This is a genomic window from Paraburkholderia phymatum (assembly GCF_038900715.1).
In the GTDB taxonomy this organism is placed as follows: Bacteria; Pseudomonadota; Gammaproteobacteria; order Burkholderiales; family Burkholderiaceae; genus Paraburkholderia; species Paraburkholderia phymatum_A.
The window spans coordinates 1-19,642 of the sequence record NZ_JAYMRZ010000001.1; the positions used below are offsets into that span (position 1 = coordinate 1).

Genomic DNA, 19,642 nt, shown 5'->3' on the forward strand with positions numbered 1-19,642 from the left:
CCATCTGCACCTCATCAGGAATTGCAGGATTCACGCATCAATATGCCAGGTCCCTGCAATTCCCACAACACCATTTCCGACTCAAAGCCCCACTGTAGAAGGCTCCGCTGATTGTTCAGGGTCGACTATTTAGCGCGAAATCGTTTGAAGGTGGTAATTCTCAACGAAATTTTCAAATTATCTTTGAATCCGACATTGATTCGGAACTCTCTGATATTCCATTTTCCCAGCGGATGTTTTGATTCTGTTCGTCGGAACACGATTCGTTATATGTCGCAAGCGTTGCCGTAAAGCGGGCCCGTTTCGACGTTACTTTGAAAGGGGCGTTTCGGCGCTGACAGATATAAACCAATAACACGGCAAGGCGGCAACAGTGAACCTTCGAGTCATGCTGGCAGACGATCACCCGTTTGTTCTGCTCGGTATCCGGGCCACCCTGATGGCGCAAGGAGGCTTCACTGTCGTCGGTGAGGCGACGAGTCCTTCGTCACTCGTGCAATTGATGGAGAAGACGCCATGCGATGTGCTGGTAACGGACCTGACCATGCCCGACTCATCGGGCGACTCCGACGACGGGCTGCGACTCATCCGGCGCATTCGCTCGCGCTGGCCGGAAGTGCGCATCGTCGTGCTGACGAGTCTGACCAACGCCGCCATTCTCCGCTCGATCATGTCGGACGGCGTGATCGGCATGCTCAACAAGAGCGAATCGATGGACGAACTCGCGTCGGCCATCCGCTCAGCCGGCATGAGCCGCTCGTACGTCAGCCGGTCGATCCTGCAAACCCTCGCGGATGCGAGCGGCGAGCCGCTCGGCATGTCGCCGATGCGCCATCTGTCGCCGCGTCAGGCGGAAGTCATTCGGATGTTCGTGCGCGGCAAGTCGATCTCGGAGATTGCTCGCGAACTCGGTCGCGATGTCAGGACGGTCAGCCGGCAGAAGCGCGACGCAATGGCGAAGCTCGGCGTCAGCAACGACCCGGGACTCTTCGCATTCGTGCGCGCATACGGTCTCGTACAGCGCCATATAACGGATTGCTAACTAATTGACTGATTCATCGCTTTCAGAGAACTCTTATGTCCGCGTGCAGTTGAATGTCTGATTCTCGCGGGCATAGCGCCCACCAAATCGATACCGAGCTAGAGCACAGGAGGGACCCACGTCGTGAACATCAGAAAGGACGTGACACTGCCGATCCGCACCATCATCGCCGACGACCATCCACTGGTCCTGCTGGCGATGGAGAACTTGATGTCGGGCTTTCCGAACATCGAGCTGGTGGGCAAAGCAACAGACTCATCCGAACTGTTCGCCGAGGCGCAGCGCGTCGAATGTGATCTCGTCGTCATGGATCTGTATATGCCGGGCGGCACGCATGGCGATGGTGTCGAAATGGTCCGTCGGTTCACGGAGCGTCATCCCGATGTGGTCGTCGTCGTATTGACCATGGAGGTCGCGGCGGAGGTGCTGCAAAAAGTGATCGGACTTGGCGTAGGTGCCGTGATCAGCAAGCGCGATCGCATCGATCTCATTCACGTGGCGATCGTTACCGCGCTGGCGCGCGAATGCTATGTCGGTCCAGCGATTCGTGCGCTGCTGGCCGAAGCCACGCTGTCGCGCCGCATCGACTATGTACGACAGGTTCTATCGAGACGCGAACTCGAGGTGCTGACGCACTACGCGTCGGGACGCGGCGTGACCGAGATCGCGCTGAGACTCGGACGAAGCGTCAAGACAATCAGCGCGCAGAAATGCACGGCGATGCGCAAGCTGTCGCTGCAAAGCGATGCCGATCTGTTCAGGTTCGCAGTCGAGCATGGTCTCGTGCCTGGCGACCAATCGGGCGCCGAAGGACGGATGGCCGCAAGAGCCTGACGCACTGGCATTGCGAACGTGGCAAAGCGGCCGTCCGAGGGGAAGCGCGATATGCGACGGCGGTCGACTAACAAGAACACAAAAAGATGGAAAACAAGATTCGCGTCATCGTGGCCGATGACCACGCCTGTGTGCGCGATGGCATCCGGTTTTTGCTCAATCAGATCACGCATGTGTCGATCGTCGGCGAAGCGTCCGATACACAAGGACTCGCCGATTTGCTCGATTCGCGCGCGTGCGACGTCGTCGTGTCGGATATCGGCATGCCGGGTATCGACGGCGAGAGCAATGCGATCCAGTTTCTGAGGCATCTGTTGTATCACGCGCCACAGTTGCCCGTCGTGGTGCTCACCATGATTCATCAGGCGTCCATCCTGGTGGGCTTGCTGCAGCATGGCGTTGCGGCCGTCGTCGACAAGCGCGACATCACATCGTCGCTCGTTCACGCAATCGATGCTGCACTGACCGGGCAGGGCTATCTGTCCGATCACGCCCGCACCGCCATCGCGCAGGCGGGCGCACCTCGGCCCAGGGTGGGCGTCATCAGTGCGCGCGAGTGGAAAGTGTTCACGATGTACGTCAGCGGCATGACGATCGGTCAGATTGCCATCAGGCTCAACCGCAGCGCCAAAACGATCAGCACGCAAAAGCGCAACGCGATGCGCAAGCTGGGGCTGGAGACGGAAGCCGACGTCATCGATTACGCGTGCCAGATCGGGCTCACGTGAGCCCATTTCGCGAGCCTCGCGCGGCCTTTTTGAGTTCCCCCGATTTTCGGAGTTGTCTGATTCCGCCTTTTTCCGGCTAAGCAAACAATTCTCTGTTGTCCCCGAATCACGGGGCGTGGCGCCATGCCATTGATTCGCCATGCAAATCAATCGACACCGAGCGCATCAATGAGACCAGCCCGTGCACTTATCGGGTGGCGCAGTTACGGGAGGATGCATGTCTGGGCTTGGGAAGCGGTTGATCGTCGAGGGTGCCGGAACGGCGTGGCTCGTATTCGTGGGTTGCGGCACGGCGGTGCTCAATGCGGGCGCGCAAGGCAGCAGCATGCTGGTCGTGCCGCTGGCATTTGGCTTCGCGCTGGCTACGGCGACCTATGTATTCGGGCGTTTTTCGGGTGCCCACTTCAATCCCGCCGTCACCGTCGGCTTCGTGACGGCCCAGCGTTTTCCCGTTCGCGATCTCGCTCCGTATATCGCCGCGCAGGTTCTCGGCGCGATCGCTGGCGCCGCGTTGCTCGCGTATATCGCGGGCGGTCGGCCCGGCTTCGCGCTTGCGGCTAGCGAGTTTGGCGCCAACGGATACGGCGATCATTCTCCCGCCGACTTTCAATTTCACTCAGCTTTGGCCGTGGAACTGGCGATGTCCTTCGCGTTCGTCATGGCGCGCATGCTGACGTCAGACGGCAGGTCGGCGAGATTGCTTGGTCCACTCGTAACAGGCGCGTGGCTGGCTTTGAGCTACATCGTCGCGACACCTGTGACCAACGCGTCGCTCAATCCAGCGCGTTCGACGGGGCCGGCGCTTTTCGTCGGCGATTGGGCGCTCGACCAGTTGTGGCTGTTCTGGGCAGCGCCGCTGGCGGGCGGCATGCTCGCAGGCCTGCTGCATTCGTATCTGCTCTGTCATCCGCACGATGCGCTTGCGCCTTCTTCGCGCGGGGACAGGCACGGCGAGTCGGCGTGAGCTCGCAATCATGCTTTCGTCGTGCGTTTCCATCCGTTCGCTTCCCGGCTTGGCATTCGGTGCAACGCTGATCCGTATCTGCCGGGCGCTCGTGAGCAGCCTCGCGTTGTTGTCGATGCTGTGCGGCCAACCGGCGTACGCGGCACCTGGACGCGATCCGATGGTGTTCCCATCGAGGCTGGTTGTCGGCGTGCTCGCAAACGGCTGGTCGCCATTCGAGATGTTTCAGGACGGCAAGCTCGCCGGCCTGAGCGTCGACTATCTGAACGCGGTTGTGGGACCGGACACGAAGATCGAGACGAAGGCGTTTCCAGACATGGAACAACTGCTCGCGGCCGCATGTTCGAACCGGGTCGACGTGCTGATGAGCATCGCCCGCACACCGGAGCGTGAGCATTGCCTGTCGTTCTCCGTGCCTTACTTTCGCGGTTCGACTTCCGCTGTGACGCTTGCCAGCAATGCGCTGGTGCTGTCTGGCCAGACGCAGGTCCAGAACGCGCGTGTCGCCGTCGAACGCGGCTTTGCACTCAGCTCGGTGTTGCATGAGCGATATCCGCACGCCCGGATCGATTCATTCGCAGACACGTCGTCAGCGTTGCGGGCGATCAAGCAGGGCGGCGACGACGTCTACTTCGGCTTCACTCCCGCCGTGCGGCATTACCTTGCCGATCCCGAATTTCGCAGCCTGGCCGTTGCATTCGAGGAAACCGGCCAATTCAGCGAGATGCGCTTCGCGGTGCCTGTCGCGAGGAGCGATCTGCGAGACAAGCTGGACAATGGACTCGCAGCGATGCAACCGGAAGACGAAGCCGCCATTCGGGCGCGCTGGCTCGGCGGCGGCTTCGACGCACGGACTGCCTCGACGGTGTCCAATCTCGTACTGAGCCGCGAAGAACAGGTCTGGCTTCAGTCGCTGCCGCCGTTGTCGGTGGGCTTCGACAGCGACTGGGCTCCATTCAGCACGCTCGACGAAACGGGCAGACCGTCTGGCGTCGCCGCCGACTACCTCGACTATCTCGGCCGCACGCTTGGCGTCACCTTCCATCGCGCGCCTGCAAAGGACTGGTTCGCGACGCTCGCCGACTTCGGCCGTGGCAACGTCGCGGTGCTCGCCACGGCCACACGCAACGATCCGCGGCTGTCGCGAGCCGCCTTCAGTCAGGCATACGAAACCTATCCGCTTGTCATCGTGGCGCGCGAAAACGAGCCGGCCGCGCGCAGTCTCAACGATTTCTCTTCGCGCCGTGTGATGGTGTCGGCGCATACCCAGGGTTCGGTGCCGTTTCATCTGTATGGTCTGTCGTCGGCGCGCGTGACCGTTACTGCCAGGCTCGACGAGGCTTTGAAGGCGCTCGCCTCCGGCCGCGCCGATGCGTTGGTCGGCAATGTCGCCGAAGTCGATGCCGCGCTCACGCAGCAATATGCCGGCGTGCTGAAGATCGTCGGCACGGTGCGCGAGCCGGACGCGGTGGGCTTCGCCGTCCGTCAGGACCTCGCGCCGCTGGCCGGGCTGATCGACCGTGCATTGCTCGCGATGCCCGCCTCGGAGCGGCAGCGTATCCGTCAGAAGTGGGTGACGGGCGACGTCCACGCACAGGGCGCCTGGAGCGTGACCGCGCTGCGACTGTTGCCGGTGCTGATCGGTATCGGCGTCGTGCTGCTGGTGACGCTGCGGGCGTACGTGATGCTGCAGCGTGAAGTCACGCGGCGCGAACGCACGGAGCACGAACTCGAGTCGCAACTGAACTTCCAGCAAACGATGATGGAGATGATGCCGTATCCGTTTGTCGCGAAGGACTTGCGCGGGCGCTACATCGCCGTCAATCGTGCCTACGAGGAAGCGACCGGGCTCGGACGCAACGCGGTGATGGCCCGCACGAGCGCCGACGTCCGCGCGTGGGGCGAGGACAACAGCGTGCGTCTCGAACAGCTGACGCATGACGCGCTGGCGAGCGGGATACCCACGCAGATCGAGCTCGAATTCGAAGACCCCAACGGCGATACGCGGCATGGCCTGTTCTGCGTGCGCGTTTGCAACGGCGCGGACGGTACGCCTTCCTGTGTGCTGGGCACGGTCGTCGACATCACCGACATTCGCCGCGCCGAAATGCTTGCGAGCGAAACGCAGCGGCGTCTCGTCGACGTGACGGCATCGCTGCCCGCCGTGGTGTTCCAGTTGCGCCGCGGGCTCGATGGCAAATACACGTTCCCCTACGTCGGCGGCGATACGAAGCATCTGCTCGGCTATGACAGCGCGGCCCTGATGCGCACGGGCGCACTCGATTTCGCCACCATCTGCGTGGACGACCGGCCGGTTGTCGTTTCCGAACTGGAACGCTCGGCGGAACGGTCGGCGCCTGTGCATCTGGAATTCCGGATCGACGGGCCGACCGAGCAGCGCTGGGTCCGCGCTGAGCTCGTGCCGCGCTTCGAGCCATCGGGCGCGACAGTCTGGAGCGGCTATTGGGTGGACGCGAGCATCGAGCGATTGCGCGCCGACGAACTGGCGCACGCGCGCGATCTGGCCGAAGCCGCCTCGCGCGCGAAGGACGACTTCCTCGCAATGATGAGCCACGAAATCCGCACGCCGATGAACGGCGTGCTCGGGCTCGTCGAAGTGCTGGAGCGCACGCCGCTCGAAGCCGACCAGGGCGAAATGCTCCGCATGATTCACGAATCGGCGGGCGCGTTGCTGCAAATTCTCGATGACTTGCTCGACTACTCGAAGATCGAAGCGGGACGGCTGACCATCGAATCGGAGCCGATCGACTTGCGCGATCTCGTCGATACGGCAGTTGGCCTGCTGGCAGGACGCGCGCATGAGAAAGGCCTGAAAGTGCGCGTTGACATCGAGCCTCAGGTGGCCGCGACGCTGCGCGGCGACAGTGTGCGTCTGCGACAAATCCTGTTCAATCTGCTCGGGAATGCGATCAAGTTCACGCCTCAAGGTGAGGTCGACGTGCGCGTTGTCGTGGCCGAGCAGGGCGAGGCCGGGCAAACGGTCGAGATCACTGTCGACGACACGGGTATCGGCATCGCGCCGGAAGTGCAGGCGCGGCTATTCGAACCGTTCGTGCAGGCGGAATCGTCGACGACGCGGCGCTTCGGCGGCACAGGCCTCGGCCTGACGATCTGCCGGAAGCTGGTTGCGTTGATGGGCGGCACGCTCACATTGTCCAGCACGCAAGGCAAAGGCACGCGCATGAAGCTGCGGCTGCTGATGCCGCTCGATACGGAGCACTACACGGCAGGCGGATTGCGCGGCAAACGCGGGATCGTCGCGACAGCCGATGCGGGCGTCGCGCAGGCGCTGATCCACTTCGGCGCGGCGCTCGGCATCGATCTGCGTTGCGCAGATCCGGAGCGCGACGAACTAGGCGATCCGCAAGCGCTGCACGGCGTGGATCTGGTCTTCGTCGACGTTGGCGTCGAAGTGCCCCCATCCGTCGAGCAGTCCGGCGCGAAGGTCGTCGTCCTGACCGAGAAGCCCAAGCCGACGGGCTACCGGATCGTCGACAACGCCGTGCGCGTGAGCATCAATCCGATTTCGTGGCGCGGCCTGAGCGCGGCGTGCGCCGCGGCGCTGACGGGACTGTCGGCCGCGCCGGCGCGTGAGCCCGGCGATGCAGAGGCGGGCATCGTTGCTCCACCCGATCGCGAAAGCGCGATCGCAAGCGGTCGGCTCGTGCTCGTCGCCGAAGATCATCCCGTCAACCAGGAACTGATCCGTCATCAACTGGCGTTGCTCGGCTTTGCCTGCGATGTCGTCAACGATGGTGCCGAAGCCGTCGAAGCGCTCGGTGCGACACCGTACGGCTTTCTCATTACCGACTGCCATATGCCGCGGATGTCAGGCTACGAACTCGCGCGAGCGGTTCGCGAGAAAGAGGCGCTGACGGGCGCGCGGCTGCCGATTCTCGGCATTACCGCGAACACCGCGCCGGAAGATCTGCAGGCGTGCCGCGATGCCGGTATGGACGATTGCCTCATCAAGCCGACGCGGCTCGCCACGTTGCGCGACTACTTGAGCCGGTGGTTCGGCGCGGACAGCTCGCGTACCGGCACGCCCAACGAGGCGTCAGGCGTCTCCGTTGCCGACCCGCAGCCCGAAAACGCCGACAGCATGACGTTCGTCCCCGTCGATCTCAGCCAGTTGACCCAGGTGTGGGGCAGCGAATCGACGGTGAAGTCGTTGCTCGATGCGTTCGTGTCCGCGGTGCGCGACGACATGCGCGCGTTACCAGCGCTGCTGCATGAGCCAGATGTCGCCGAACTGCGGCAATGGCATCACCGCGTCGCTGGCGCCGTTGGCGTATTGCAGTATCCGCCGTTGCTTCGCGCGCTCGAACACTATCGCGGGCAGTTGACGGTTGCGCCGCCAGAGACGCTGCGCAGCGAAGGCATTGCCCTCGCGCGTATGTGCAATGCGATGCTCGACGGCATCGAAGTGCAGGCCGCGCTGCTTGCCTGACGTCCTTTTTCCTCCCGCTTCGCAAGACTCTACGTTGCTGCGCGTGAGTCACACGCAGTGCTCCGATTTGCACTAGTATGTGCTGGCGCCACGTGCGGCATTGCATCGACAGCCGTACCAATGCGTCGATGTGCCCGATGCCGCGTGCAAAGACTCGGAGAAAACAATGACTGCAATTCGAAAGCTGAGCTTGGTAGCTGTGTTGTGGGCGCTGGCGTCGGGGGTTGCGCTTGCGGATACCGTCGAATTAAAGGCCGACCTCGAGCCGTCGAGCGAAGTGCCGCCGCGCGTGAGCCACGGACACGGCGCGGTGGACGCCACTTTCGACACGTCGACCAAAACCCTCAAATGGACGGCGACTTACGAGGGCTTGTCGGGGCCTGTGACGATGGCGCACTTCCATGGTCCTGCCCCCGTCGGTCAGAACGCGAAGGTGCAGGTGCCGATCGACAAAAACGCGTTGGCCAGCCCGATCAAAGGTTCCGCGACGCTGACCGAACAACAGGTCACGGACCTGATTGCGGGCCAATGGTATTTCAACGTTCACACCGCGCAGAATCCGTCGGGTGAAATTCGCGGCCAGCTCCTGCCGGCGAATTGAACGGACGTATTCGCCTGAACTGTCCGCACGGTTTCGGCGCTCATGCTTTCTTCAAACGGCGCACGCCCATTTGCATCGCCCGATAGAACCCGCGTTCGAGTCTCCTTCGACGGACGCGAGCGAAAAGCCACGTACCATGATGCTTAACCGTCGAAGGAGACCATTCCGATGAGCTGGCAAAGCGTCTTGGCGTGCTGGTTTTTGCGCCGTCAGTTTCATCCGCAGACGCGGCATTCGACGATCAACGCCGAACGCGCGCGCAAGATGACAGCGAAGCGCGCTTATACGCCGCGCGTGCCGCCCGGCTGGGTGTTGCACGAACGGTATCGCGAGCAGGACTGGCCGTTGCGCGGCGAATGGCTCATGCGCATCGACGGCCAGCACGCGGCGACCATCCTGTATCTGCATGGCGGTGGCTACTACTTCTGCTCGCCGAAGACGCATCGCGCGGCTTCCTTCGGTCTCGCCACGCGTAGCGACGCGCGCGTTTTCTCGCTCGATTACCGTCTGGCGCCGGAGTATCCGTTTCCTGCCGCGCTCGACGATGCGCTCGCCGCCTATCGGCATCTGCTCGCAGAAGGGACGAAGCCGGGATCGATCGTGATCGCGGGCGATTCGGCGGGCGGCGGCCTCGCGCTTGCGACGCTTGTCGCGTTGCGCGGTGCCGGCGATTCGCTGCCTGCGGGCGCGATCCTGTTTTCGCCGTGGACCGATCTGGCCGCGACAGGCGCGTCGCTGGAAACCAATGACGGCATCGATCCGATGTTTCATGGACCGTCTGTCGCGCGCGCTGCAAAGCTTTATCTGGGCGGCACGCCCGCGACGCACCCGTACGCTTCGCCGCTCTACGCGGACCTGAGCGGCTTGCCGCCGCTCTTCATGCAGGTGAGCAGCACGGAAGTCCTGCTCGACGATTCACGCCGCGTCGCGGACAAGGCGCGCACGGCGGGCGTCGATGTCGATTTCGAGATCTGGCGCAAGATGCCGCACGTATGGCAGCTGTGGGTGCCGTTCATCCCGGAGGCGGGGCGCTCGCTCGATCTTGCCGCCCGTTTCGTCCGGCGCGTGACGGGCGTGCCGGGCAACGTTCATCCGTCGAGCGAAACGTCGATTGCCTGATAGGCCGCCTGGACGGCATCCGAACCGTACTGGCGCTCGAGCCTGCGCACGGTGAAATGGCCGTGCGCGACCTGTTGGAAGTGATCGATGAACACGGTGTTCACCATCGCGCCGAGCACCGCGCCGATTGCCGGAATCGACTTGGCCGCAATCTGTTCGCTGACCTGCACCGAGAAGCGCGACGCGATCGTGCTCATGAGGCGCAGCAGCGCCGCCGAGCCGTGCGTGGTGAATCCCTTCGTCGCGATCTCCGACGACGCCTTCGACACCGCCTGCGCCAGCGCGCCGCGCATGATGAAGTAGCCGTAGTCGGCGTCGTCATCGGCTTTCGACGTGCCGCCCATGCCGAGCACGGTCAGACATTGCAGCTGCGTATCGATCGATGCCAGATCCTCGCCCTCGCTGCGCGCGACATCGCAGATCGAGCGGAACATCAGCGTCGTCGTGACGGGCAGTTCGACGGGCAGCGCGAGCAGTCCGAATGCGCCGCCGGCGGCGCCCGTCGTCGCGACGGCGAACTTGTGCAGCAGATTGCTCGGCCGTTCGCTGACGCCGGGCGGCGCGCCGCTTATCGGTCGCCCGAGCGTGCGCAGCGCGATTTGCAGGCACTTGCGCAGCGCGAGTTGCGTCGCATCGTTGACTTTGTCGTTGGCCATCGACGGCATGCGTGCGATCAGTTTCTCCAGCGGCGCCCCGACGATGCCCGCCAGTTTCATCGCCAGCGCGGGGCTTTCGAGTTCGTGTTTGGCGCGGCGCAGCGCCGCGATGTCGTCAGTGGAAAGCGGTGTGGCGGCAAGCGTGGCTGGATTCATGAATCTCCCTGACGTCGTCTGCTGACGATTTTCTTACGCATTCTCGGCGAAAACGGCACACCGGATGCACGCAGGATTAGAACCAATCGGCGTGGTATGATTCAGTATCGTTGACTCGTCAACAGTTGCACCATCAAAAATGGCCGTACACACTGCCGCCCACCATTCGAGTGGGCAAGTTTTACCGTTCCGGGAATCGCTGCTGGCGATGCTCGGTGTCTCTTTCGTGTCGATGCTCGTTGCGCTCGACCAGACGGTGGTCGGCACCGCGCTTCCCACGATCGTCGCCGATCTGAAGGGCTTTGAACTCTATGCATGGGTCGCGACGTCCTATCTGCTGACGTCGGTGATCACCGTGCCGATTTTCGGCCGCCTCGGCGACTATTACGGGCGCAAGCCGTTCGTCATTGCGTCGATCGTTGTGTTCACGGCGGCCTCGGTGTTATGCGGCGCCGCGCACGACATGCTGTTCCTCGTGATCGCGCGCGGCCTGCAGGGCATCGGCGGCGGCATGCTGGTCGGCACCGCGTTCGCGTGCATTCCCGATCTGTTCCCTGATTCCGTCGTCCGCCTGCGCTGGCAGGTGCTGATGAGCTCGGCGTTCGGCATCGCGAATGCCGTTGGCCCGTCGCTCGGCGGTTTTCTGACGCAGTACTACGGCTGGCGTTCGGTGTTCTATGTGAATCTGCCCGTCGGCCTGCTGTCGCTGGTTTTCGTATGGCGGTATCTGCCGCACATGCGGCACATCGCGCATGAAGGCAAGATGCGGCTCGACTGGCCGGGCGCGCTGCTGATCGCGCTGTCGCTCGGCAGCTTGCAGCTTTTCGTCGAGCTTCTGCCGAAGCATGGCGTGACGGCGTCGGCCGTTGCGTTGCTCGCGATTAGCGTCGCGAGTGCGATTGCGCTGTGGCAGTGGGAAAAGCGCTTCCCGCAAGCGATTCTTCCCATCGACATGTTCCTCAACCGAAGCCTTTCCGCGCTCTTCATTCTCGCCGTGCTGGGCGGCTTCGCGATGTTCTCGCTGCTGTTCTATGCGCCGCTGCTGTTTCAGGGCGGCTTCGGCATGACGCCGAACGAGGCGGGCCTCGTAATCACGCCGCTCGTCGTGTTCATCACGATTGGCAGCATCGCGAACGGGCGCGTCGTGTCGCGCATTCCGAATCCGAACGTGATGCTGTACATCGGCTTTGCGCTCTTTGCCGCGGCGTCGCTCGGCGTGGTGGTTGCCACGCGCTCGATGCCGCACTGGCTGCTGATGCTGTTCATGACTTTCGGTGGCCTGGGTCTCGGCTTCGTGCTGCCGAATCTCACCGTGTTCGCGCAGCAGACGGCGGGCCGCGAGCATCTCGGCATTGCGACGGCGCTGCTGCAATCGCTGCGGATGATCGGCGGCATGATCGGCACAGCGCTGACGGGCACGCTCGTCACGCACATGTACGCGAGCGGCGTGCGCAATGCACTCGATGCCGACCACGCGAGCCAGTGGTTCGCCAACCTCGGCGATCCGCAGATTCTCGTCAATCGCGACGGACAGCGCGTGCTTTTGAATGAACTCGCGCGCGCGGGGCACAATGGCGCGGTGCTGCTGGAGTCGGCGCGCGAATCGCTGGTCGGCGCGATCCATATGGGTCTCGCGCTGGGCGCGCTGGTCGCCGTGTTCGCGGTCTGGCAAAGCCGGCGCGTTCCGCCCATCAGGCTGCGCAAGAAGATCGAGCCGGTCGTCCACGTCGATTGACGGGTGTTTCAGCGCTTTGGAATCGTAGAAAGATCATGGAAGAACAGGACCGCGTCGCTATCCTTCAACAGTTCGGCCGCACGTATCGGGCGTTCATGTCCGCGTTCGAGACGCGCGTCGGCCATCCGCTGCCGCGCTGGCGCATTCTGCTCGCGCTGTACGAACAGGCGGGCGAGTCGTCACAGAAGAAGCTGGTCGAGCGCTTGCGCGTCGATCCGGGCGCGCTGACGCGTCAATTGAAGTCGCTGGAAGCGATGGGCTGGATCGCGCGCAGCATGGACGAGCGCGATAACCGCATCACGAACGTGAAGCTGACCGACGAAGGCCGCGCCGCAATCGAAACGAGTCTGCCGAATCGCAATGCGTTCCTGCACGATACGATGGCCGCCTTGCCGGACGACGTGCTGGCGGGATTGGCGGGCGCGCTGACGATGCTCGAGGCGCGCATCGGCGAAGTGGTGACGGCCGCGTCCGCTGATACGGAAGCCACGGCCGCGGGACGTTGAGCGTTTGAACGAGAGCGGCGCATGTCGCGACACGAAGCGAGTGTCGCGCAGCGCCGCCCAAATCGAAGCACGGGTCGAGAACGGGTCGAAGAACCGATCGAAGAACAATCAGAAGAACGTTTCGATCACTTCCGTCACGCGATACGACGGATCGAGCACGAGCACCTGACGCCACTTGTCGAACGTCAGGCACGGATGCGAGATGTCGAACGCGATCATGTCGCCGACCTTGAGATCGGCGCCTGCGGGAATCCGCAGATACGCGTGCTGATCCATCATGCCGAAAATTTCCCAGCCTTCGCCAGCGGCGATATCGCGCGGCGACTGCGTGCCCGGACGATAGTGCTTCGCCGGTTCCGGGTAGCCGGCGTCGAACGCCGAGTCGCGCTTGCCGAGGCCGATGATCGCGCGGTCCGGTTCGGGAATCGACTGCACGTAGGCCCATAGATGCAGCGCGGGCAGCAAGCCTTCGCCCATGCGCTTCGCGACGGGATTGCGTTTGAAGATGTCCGTCTGCGCCTTGCGATAGATGCCGACGTCGTGTGTCAGATAGCAGCCCGGACGCAGCACGATCTCGATGCGGTCCTTGCGCGAAGCCTTCGCGAACTCTTCCGCGACGACGTCGTACCACGCCGATCCCGCGCCCGATAGCACGGCTGGCGTGCGCGCGAAGCGGCCCTGATCGGACAGTTCGAGCGTGAGCTTGACGGCGCTGCGCAGAAAGTCGCGCACTTCCTGTTCTTCCTTCAGCACGCCTTCGTACAGTTCGACGCCCGCGAGCTTCAGCGAATCCGGATAGCGCGCAATCGCGTCGAGCACGGCTTGGGTCTGCGCTTCGTCGCGCACGCCCGTGCGGCCGCCCGGCACGCCGAGTTCCACCAGCACCTGCAACTGCTTCTTCACCGAGCCGAAGAACTTGCCGAGCTGCTCGACGCCTTCGACGGAATCCACGAGACAGAAGAACTCGAACTCGGGATCGCTCAGCAGCTCGGCGATCATCAGCATGTTGCGCTTGCCGATCAACTGGTTCGCCATCAGCACACGCGAGATGCCGCCGTGATACGCGGCGCGCACCTGATGCGCGGTCGCGAGCGTGATGCCCCATGCGCCCGTTTCGATCTGGCGACGGAACAGTTGTGGCGCCATCGTCGTCTTGCCGTGCGGCGCGAGCTTCACGCCGTATTCGGCGACGAACTTCTGCATCCAGTTCAGGTTGTGCTCGATGCGGTCCGCGTACAGCACGGCGGCCGGCAGGCTCACGTCCTCGTCGAGCAGATTCCATTCGAGACGCGCCGCGTCCGCAAGCTGGATACTCGTGCCGGGCACATTGCCCAAGCCCTTGCTGTAAGGATCGATCGTCGCTCCCTGATAGTTTGTAACTTTCATGTCACGCTGCTCCATCATCCAGTTAAATCGAATCGAAGTTGACTTTCACATGTTACCGAAAGTACGATGGCTGATGAAATGTTATTTAGTACCACGCATCCGGCAGCCGATGTTACCGGCGTTGCGTGGTGCGTACGAGCCATGAATTCCACAGCCGAACCCGTTGCCTTCGACATCGTCGCGCGCATCGCCGAATGCGCGCCCGAGTTGCGTTCGGCAGAGCGCAAGGTGGCGGCGCTGATCCTCGACGATCTGACGGGCGCATCGCGCGCAAGCATCGGCGCGTTGGCCGAGCGGGCGGAAGTGAGCGTCGCGACGGTCACGCGTTTCGCGAAAGCGGTCGGCTGCCGCGACGTGCGCGAACTCAAGCTGCGCCTCGCGCAGGCTGCCGCCGTTGGTCAGCGTTTTCTGCAACCGGGCGCGCAGCCCGACACGCCGGAGCCGCTCGCGACGCGCGTGTTCGACGAGTTGCAGACGGCGCTCGCGCACAACCATCACCTGCTGTGCCAGGCGCCCATCGCGCAAGCCGCTGCTGCGTTGCGTGTAGCGCGGATGATCTACGTGTTCGGCATGGGCGGCGGCTCGACGGCGCTCGCCGACGAAATGCGCTTTCGGCTCGTGCGTCTGGGCCGGCCCGTTGCGACGTATCAGGATGGCCTGTTGCAACGCATGGTGGCATCGACGGTATCGCGCGACACGGTGGTGATCGCGCTTTCGACGACGGGCCGCGTGCCGGAGATGGTGGACAGTTGCCGCATCGCGCGCAGCTACGGCGCGACGCTCGTCACGGTGACGGCCCCCGCATCGCCGCTTGCGAAGCTCGCCGACTGGCTGATCCCCATCGTCGCGTTCGAAACCGATTTCATCTACAAGCCGTCGTCGTCGCGCTACGCGATGATGATGGCACTCGACGTGCTCGTCACCGAACTGGCCCTGAGTCTGGGCGACGAGAGCCGCGAACTGCTGCGCCGCATGAAGCATGCGCTCGATGCGCATCGTGGCGGCGGCGACCGACAACCGCTAGGAGATTGATCCATGCATTCGCACCCCGAAGCCGCCGATACGCTGATCGTCGGCGCGCAACTGTACGATGGCACGGGCGCGCCGCCTGTCGAGCGCGACGTGGCGATACGCAATGGGAAGATCGTCGCGATCGGCAATCTGTCGAACTGGCTGGCCGAAGAAGTGATCGAGGCGAACGGCCGCGCGCTCGCGCCGGGCTTCATCGATGTTCACACGCACGACGACACACATGTGATCCGCTCGCCGCAAATGCTGCCGAAGATCACGCAGGGCGTGACGACGGTCATCGTCGGCAACTGCGGGATCAGCGCGTCGCCCGTGTCGCTGAAGGGCGACCCGCCCGATCCGATGAACCTGCTCGGCGAGCGCGATGCGTTCCGGTATCCGACCTTCGCCGCGTATGTCGATGCGGTGAATGCGGCGAAGCCGTCGGTGAACGTGAGCGCGCTGATCGGGCACACGGCGCTGCGCAATAACCATATGGACCGCCTCGATCGCGCGGCGACGCCGCAGGAAATCGACGGCATGCGCGCGCAGCTCGAAGAGGCGCTCGCGAACGGCGCGCTCGGCTTGAGCTCGGGGCTCGCGTATGGCTCCGCATTCGCCGCGCCGACTGAAGAAGTGATGGCGCTCGCCGAGCCGCTTGCAGTGGCGGGCGCGCTGTACACGACGCACATGCGCACCGAGTTCGACGCGATTCTCGACGCGATGGACGAGGCGTATCGGATCGGCAAGCACGCTCGCGTGCCCGTGGTCATTTCGCATTTGAAGTGCGCGGGGCCGTCGAACTGGGGGCGCAGCGTCGAGGTGCTCGGATCGCTCGAAGGCGCGCGCCGGCTGCATCCCGTGGGCTGCGACTGCTATCCGTACAACCGCAGTTCGTCGACGCTCGATCTCAAGCAGGTGACGGGCGATATCGACATCACGATCACGTGGTCGACGCCTCATCCCGAGATGGCGGGCAAGCTGGTGAAGGACATCGCGGCCGAGTGGGGCGTGACGCAGCAGGAAGCCGCGAAGCGCCTGCAGCCCGCGGGTGCCGTGTATCACAACATGTCTGAAGAGGACGTGCGGCGCATACTCTCGCATCCGGCGACGATGGTCGGCTCCGATGGCTTGCCGAACGATCCGCTGCCGCATCCGCGTCTGTGGGGCGCGTTTCCGCGCGTGCTCGGACACTATGCGCGCGACCAGCAGCTGATTCCGCTCGAAGAAGCGATTCGCAAGATGACGAGCCTGTCGGCGCGGCGCTTCGGCTTGCAGGATCGCGGAGAGGTGCATATCGGTTATCACGCCGATCTCGTGCTGTTCGACCCGGCGCGCGTGCGCGATGCGGCGACGTTCGACAAGCCGCAGCAGGCCGCCGATGGCATCGACGCCGTGTGGGTGAACGGGGTGCTGTCGTATCTCGACGGCAAGCCGACGGGCGAGCGCGCGGGCCGGTTCGTCGCGCGTGGGGCGACGGCGGCATCGCGTGCCGCGTTGTCCGAGGCTTTTTGAATTTCGAACGATGCGTTCGCATTGGGTGCGAACGCGCTTACGTGACTTACGTGACAGGAGTTGAACGATGAAGCGTTATGGCGTTGAAGGTGGCAAGGGCACGGGCGGTCAGGTGATGCCGTTCGCGCGCGCAGTCGAAGCGGATGGCTGGCTGTTCGTGTCGGGGCAGACGCCGATGGAGAACGGCGAAGTGATCAACGGCGGGATCGTCGAGCAATCGCGCAAGGCGATTCAGAACGTGCTCGCTATTCTGACCGAGGCGGGATACGGGCCTGAGCACGTCGTGCGTTGCGGCGTGTGGCTCGACGATCCGCGCGATTTTGCGTCCTTCAACAAGGTGTTCAAGGAGTACTTCGGCGCGAATCCGCCCGCGCGCGCTTGTGTCGTTTCGTCGATGGTGATCGACTGCAAGGTCGAAGTCGATTGCGTTGCGTATAAGAAGCCTTCGGCTTGAGGTTTGGTTTGCCGTTTTCTCCGGCATCCGCGATTGCCTGGATCTTTCAGCCTGCCGCTGGCATCCGCGTTAGCGCCTCGCGGCGCGGGCGTTGCCCCTGTGCGGGGCGGCACCTACTTTTCTTTGCCGCTGCAAAGAAAAGTAGGCAAAAGAAAGCGGGCTAACACCGCCCGCGCTTGACCTTTACCCACGGGCTCTCAACGTCCCCGTCCTTCAAGCGGCAGCGTGCTGGCTCGTGCTTGCTGCCAACGCTCCCGCTAAACGCCTGACCCGCTTCATGCACGCGCGGTACAGCTAAAGGTATCGAACATTTCAGCGCCGCATGTCGGTAGTGAATGAGGTTGCTGTGTCGCACAGGGCAACGCCCTCGCTTGGGCGGCATCGCGTAGCGAAGGTTTCCTGTGCGGTGCGAATGCCTACACACAGTTTGCCGCAAAGGGGCCGGGGATATTTGAGGTTGCGGGCCGTAACACGGGTGCGTGAAGTGGGTGAGGCGTTTGATCAACGCGCTGGCAACGCGCATGAGGTAGCACGCTGCCGCGCGAAAGGTGGGGGCGTTGAGAGCCCGTGGGTAATGCGGAGAATTAGCGGTGTGAGCGGCTTTCTTTTGCCTACTTTTCTTTGCCGCTGCAAAGAAAAGTAGGTGCCGCCCCGCACAGGGGCAACGCTAGCGCCGCGAGGCGCATCGCGGATGCCAGCGAAAACGCAAAAAAAAGCGCCGCAGACAAAAGACCTACTGCCGCGCGGTACGCAAATTATCCGGCATCGGCAGATTGAAGTTCGTGCGGAACGGATTGATATCGAGCCCACCGCGCCGCGTATAGCGCGCATACACGGCCAGCTTCACCGGCTGGCAAACCTTCAGTACGTCGGTAAAGATCTTCTCGACGCACTGTTCATGGAACCCCGTATGGTTCCGATAAGAAATGATGTACCGAAGCAGTGAAGCATGATCGATCTGCGGCCCCACGTAATGAATCTGCACGGAGCCCCAATCGGGCTGACCCGTCACCGGGCAATTGGATTTCAGCAGATTGGAGATCAACGTCTCCTCGACAGGCGCTTCATCCAGCGCGGCCTTCAGCAAACCGGCATCCGGCTGATAAATCTCGGCATCGAGATCGAGCCGGTCCAGCGAAGTCCCTTCGAACTCATCGAGCCCGAGCTTCGAAAACTCCGCCGGCGGATAGAGATGCAACGACACGGAAGCGCCACACGCGGCGGACACATCGCGCTTGATCGCCTCGCGCACGACGTCGATCGAATCGAATGAAGTCTGTGCAAAAGACCCGAGATACAGCTTGAACGATTTCGACTCGACGATATTCGGCGAATCGGCCGGAATATAGAACGTCGCAATCGCGATCTGCGGCTTGCCGCGCGCATTGAGCCACGACAGCTCATACGCGTTCCAGATGTCCGTGCCGAAGAAAGGCAACGTCGCGACGATGCCGATCTGGTCGCGCGCATTTTTCCGCGCAATCGGAAAGAGCAGCGCGGCGTCGTACTGCTCGGTATAAGTGGCCGGCTTGCCCAGCGGAGATTGTTCGGGTGTCATGATGCGTTCACGATGCCACTCACGACATGCCCGATCGCTGTCACGTCACGGGCCGATTCGCAGTGGCGAATTTGATCGTCGAAGAAAAAATCCGGCTCGAACTCGCGCAGGAACGCGCTCTTGTCGAGCCCGCCAAGAAACATCGCTTCGTCGATTTCGATGTTCCAGGCCATCAAAGTGCGGATCGCCCGCTCGTGCGCGGGCGCCGAGCGCGCCGTCACGAGTGCCGTGCGAATGTGCATCGGCGCGGCTTCGTCAGCGAGCGTCTGCAAGCGATGCAGTGCTTGCAGCAAAGGTTTCAGCGGTCCGTCGGCGAGCGGCAAATCCTTGTTGTCGATCTCATGACCGACGAATGCGCTCAAGCCATCGCTCTGAAACACGCGCTCCGCTTCGTCGGAAAAGAGCACGGCGTCGCCGTCGAACGCAATACGGATTTCGTCCGGATACTTGCTCGCCATTTTCGCCGATTCGGGCAAAACGCGCGCAGCGGGAAATCCCGCCGCGAGTGCATCGCGCACATCGTCCTGATTCGCGGACAGAAACAGCGACGCATTCAGCGGCTTCAGATACGCGAACGGCGCGCGGCCGCGCGTGAACACGCCGCGCTCGATCGCAAGCCCATGCTCGCGGCACGAGCTGAAGGCGCGCAATCCGCTGATGGGATCGCTGCGCGACAGTATCACCACTTCCACGCGATGCGCGCCCGCATTCAGCGCGAGCAGCTTGCGTATCAGCGAAAACGCGACGCCGGGCTTGGCCGGCACGTTCAGCCGCTCGCGCTGCAGCCCTTCATAGGCGCGCAGATCGCCATCCTCGTACACGCGGTTCTCTTCCTCGAAATCGAACAGCGCGCGCGAGGAGATCGCTACCACCAGCTTGTCGTTCAGCGAAAAGGCCATGCGTCAAATG

Annotated in this window: 16 protein-coding genes; 12 read left to right on the forward strand and 4 right to left on the reverse strand. The window is 63.1% G+C overall.

Annotated features, from left to right (window positions below):
• Nucleotides 1-388 precede the first annotated feature (388 nt).
• From VSR68_RS00005 to VSR68_RS00035, 7 genes are all read left to right on the forward strand, one after another.
• Nucleotides 389-1,042, forward strand: coding sequence for a response regulator transcription factor (locus tag VSR68_RS00005; protein ID WP_342938412.1), 654 nt, complete (start codon nt 389-391; stop codon nt 1,040-1,042).
• 123 nt (nt 1,043-1,165) lie between these two features.
• Nucleotides 1,166-1,876 (forward strand): response regulator transcription factor, encoded by a 711-nt coding sequence (locus VSR68_RS00010; protein ID WP_342937859.1) that lies wholly within the window; start codon nt 1,166-1,168, stop codon nt 1,874-1,876.
• Nucleotides 1,877-1,962: 86 nt separating this feature from the next.
• Nucleotides 1,963-2,604, forward strand: a complete 642-nt coding sequence (locus VSR68_RS00015) for a response regulator transcription factor (protein WP_342937860.1) — start codon at nt 1,963-1,965, stop codon at nt 2,602-2,604.
• 217 nt (nt 2,605-2,821) lie between these two features.
• Nucleotides 2,822-3,568: an aquaporin gene (locus tag VSR68_RS00020; RefSeq protein ID WP_342937861.1), complete on the forward strand. Its 747-nt coding sequence runs from the start codon at nt 2,822-2,824 to the stop codon at nt 3,566-3,568.
• A 10-nt stretch (nt 3,569-3,578) separates the two neighbouring features.
• Complete coding sequence (locus VSR68_RS00025; RefSeq protein ID WP_428983434.1) at nt 3,579-8,039, forward strand: ATP-binding protein; 4,461 nt, start codon at nt 3,579-3,581, stop codon at nt 8,037-8,039.
• A gap of 166 nt (nt 8,040-8,205) precedes the next feature.
• Nucleotides 8,206-8,640 carry a CHRD domain-containing protein gene (locus VSR68_RS00030; protein WP_342937862.1) on the forward strand — a complete coding sequence of 145 codons (435 nt, stop codon included), beginning with the start codon at nt 8,206-8,208 and terminating at the stop codon, nt 8,638-8,640.
• A gap of 168 nt (nt 8,641-8,808) precedes the next feature.
• Nucleotides 8,809-9,759 carry an alpha/beta hydrolase gene (locus VSR68_RS00035; RefSeq protein ID WP_342937863.1) on the forward strand — a complete coding sequence of 317 codons (951 nt, stop codon included), beginning with the start codon at nt 8,809-8,811 and terminating at the stop codon, nt 9,757-9,759.
• Here VSR68_RS00035 and VSR68_RS00040 read toward each other — a convergent pair.
• Nucleotides 9,729-10,571, reverse strand: a complete 843-nt coding sequence (locus VSR68_RS00040; protein ID WP_342937864.1) for an EcsC family protein — start codon at nt 10,569-10,571, stop codon at nt 9,729-9,731. The two genes, VSR68_RS00035 and VSR68_RS00040, sit on opposite strands and share 31 nt — an antisense overlap.
• A gap of 139 nt (nt 10,572-10,710) precedes the next feature.
• Here VSR68_RS00040 and VSR68_RS00045 point away from each other — a divergent pair, with 139 nt between their 5' ends.
• Both VSR68_RS00045 and VSR68_RS00050 read left to right on the forward strand, forming a co-directional pair.
• Nucleotides 10,711-12,306, forward strand: a complete 1,596-nt coding sequence (locus tag VSR68_RS00045; protein ID WP_342937865.1) for an MDR family MFS transporter — start codon at nt 10,711-10,713, stop codon at nt 12,304-12,306.
• A gap of 35 nt (nt 12,307-12,341) precedes the next feature.
• Nucleotides 12,342-12,812 (forward strand): MarR family transcriptional regulator, encoded by a 471-nt coding sequence (locus tag VSR68_RS00050; RefSeq protein ID WP_342937866.1) that lies wholly within the window; start codon nt 12,342-12,344, stop codon nt 12,810-12,812.
• Nucleotides 12,813-12,920: 108 nt separating this feature from the next.
• Here the strand turns inward: VSR68_RS00050 and VSR68_RS00055 are convergent, their stop codons facing one another.
• The gene (locus VSR68_RS00055; protein ID WP_342937867.1) at nt 12,921-14,198 is read right to left on the reverse strand and encodes an amino acid deaminase; all 1,278 of its coding nucleotides are present in this window, start codon (nt 14,196-14,198) and stop codon (nt 12,921-12,923) included.
• A 141-nt stretch (nt 14,199-14,339) separates the two neighbouring features.
• On the opposite strand from VSR68_RS00055, the gene VSR68_RS00060 reads away from it, so the two are divergent.
• The 3 genes from VSR68_RS00060 to VSR68_RS00070 all read left to right on the forward strand — a co-directional run bounded on the left by VSR68_RS00060 (nt 14,340) and on the right by VSR68_RS00070 (nt 17,175).
• Nucleotides 14,340-15,230 carry a MurR/RpiR family transcriptional regulator gene (locus VSR68_RS00060; protein WP_342937868.1) on the forward strand — a complete coding sequence of 297 codons (891 nt, stop codon included), beginning with the start codon at nt 14,340-14,342 and terminating at the stop codon, nt 15,228-15,230.
• 3 nt (nt 15,231-15,233) lie between these two features.
• Nucleotides 15,234-16,721, forward strand: coding sequence for a D-aminoacylase (locus tag VSR68_RS00065; protein WP_342937869.1), 1,488 nt, complete (start codon nt 15,234-15,236; stop codon nt 16,719-16,721).
• Nucleotides 16,722-16,788: 67 nt separating this feature from the next.
• Nucleotides 16,789-17,175 (forward strand): RidA family protein, encoded by a 387-nt coding sequence (locus tag VSR68_RS00070; protein WP_342937870.1) that lies wholly within the window; start codon nt 16,789-16,791, stop codon nt 17,173-17,175.
• A gap of 733 nt (nt 17,176-17,908) precedes the next feature.
• On the opposite strand, the gene queF is transcribed toward VSR68_RS00070, so the two are convergent.
• Together queF and VSR68_RS00080 are read right to left on the reverse strand one after the other, a co-directional pair.
• Nucleotides 17,909-18,733, reverse strand: a complete 825-nt coding sequence (queF, locus tag VSR68_RS00075; protein WP_342937871.1) for an NADPH-dependent 7-cyano-7-deazaguanine reductase QueF — start codon at nt 18,731-18,733, stop codon at nt 17,909-17,911.
• Nucleotides 18,730-19,632, reverse strand: a complete 903-nt coding sequence (locus tag VSR68_RS00080; protein WP_342937872.1) for a 5'-nucleotidase — start codon at nt 19,630-19,632, stop codon at nt 18,730-18,732. The genes queF and VSR68_RS00080 overlap by 4 nt, the downstream gene beginning before the upstream one ends.
• Nucleotides 19,633-19,642: the final 10 nt, after the last annotated feature.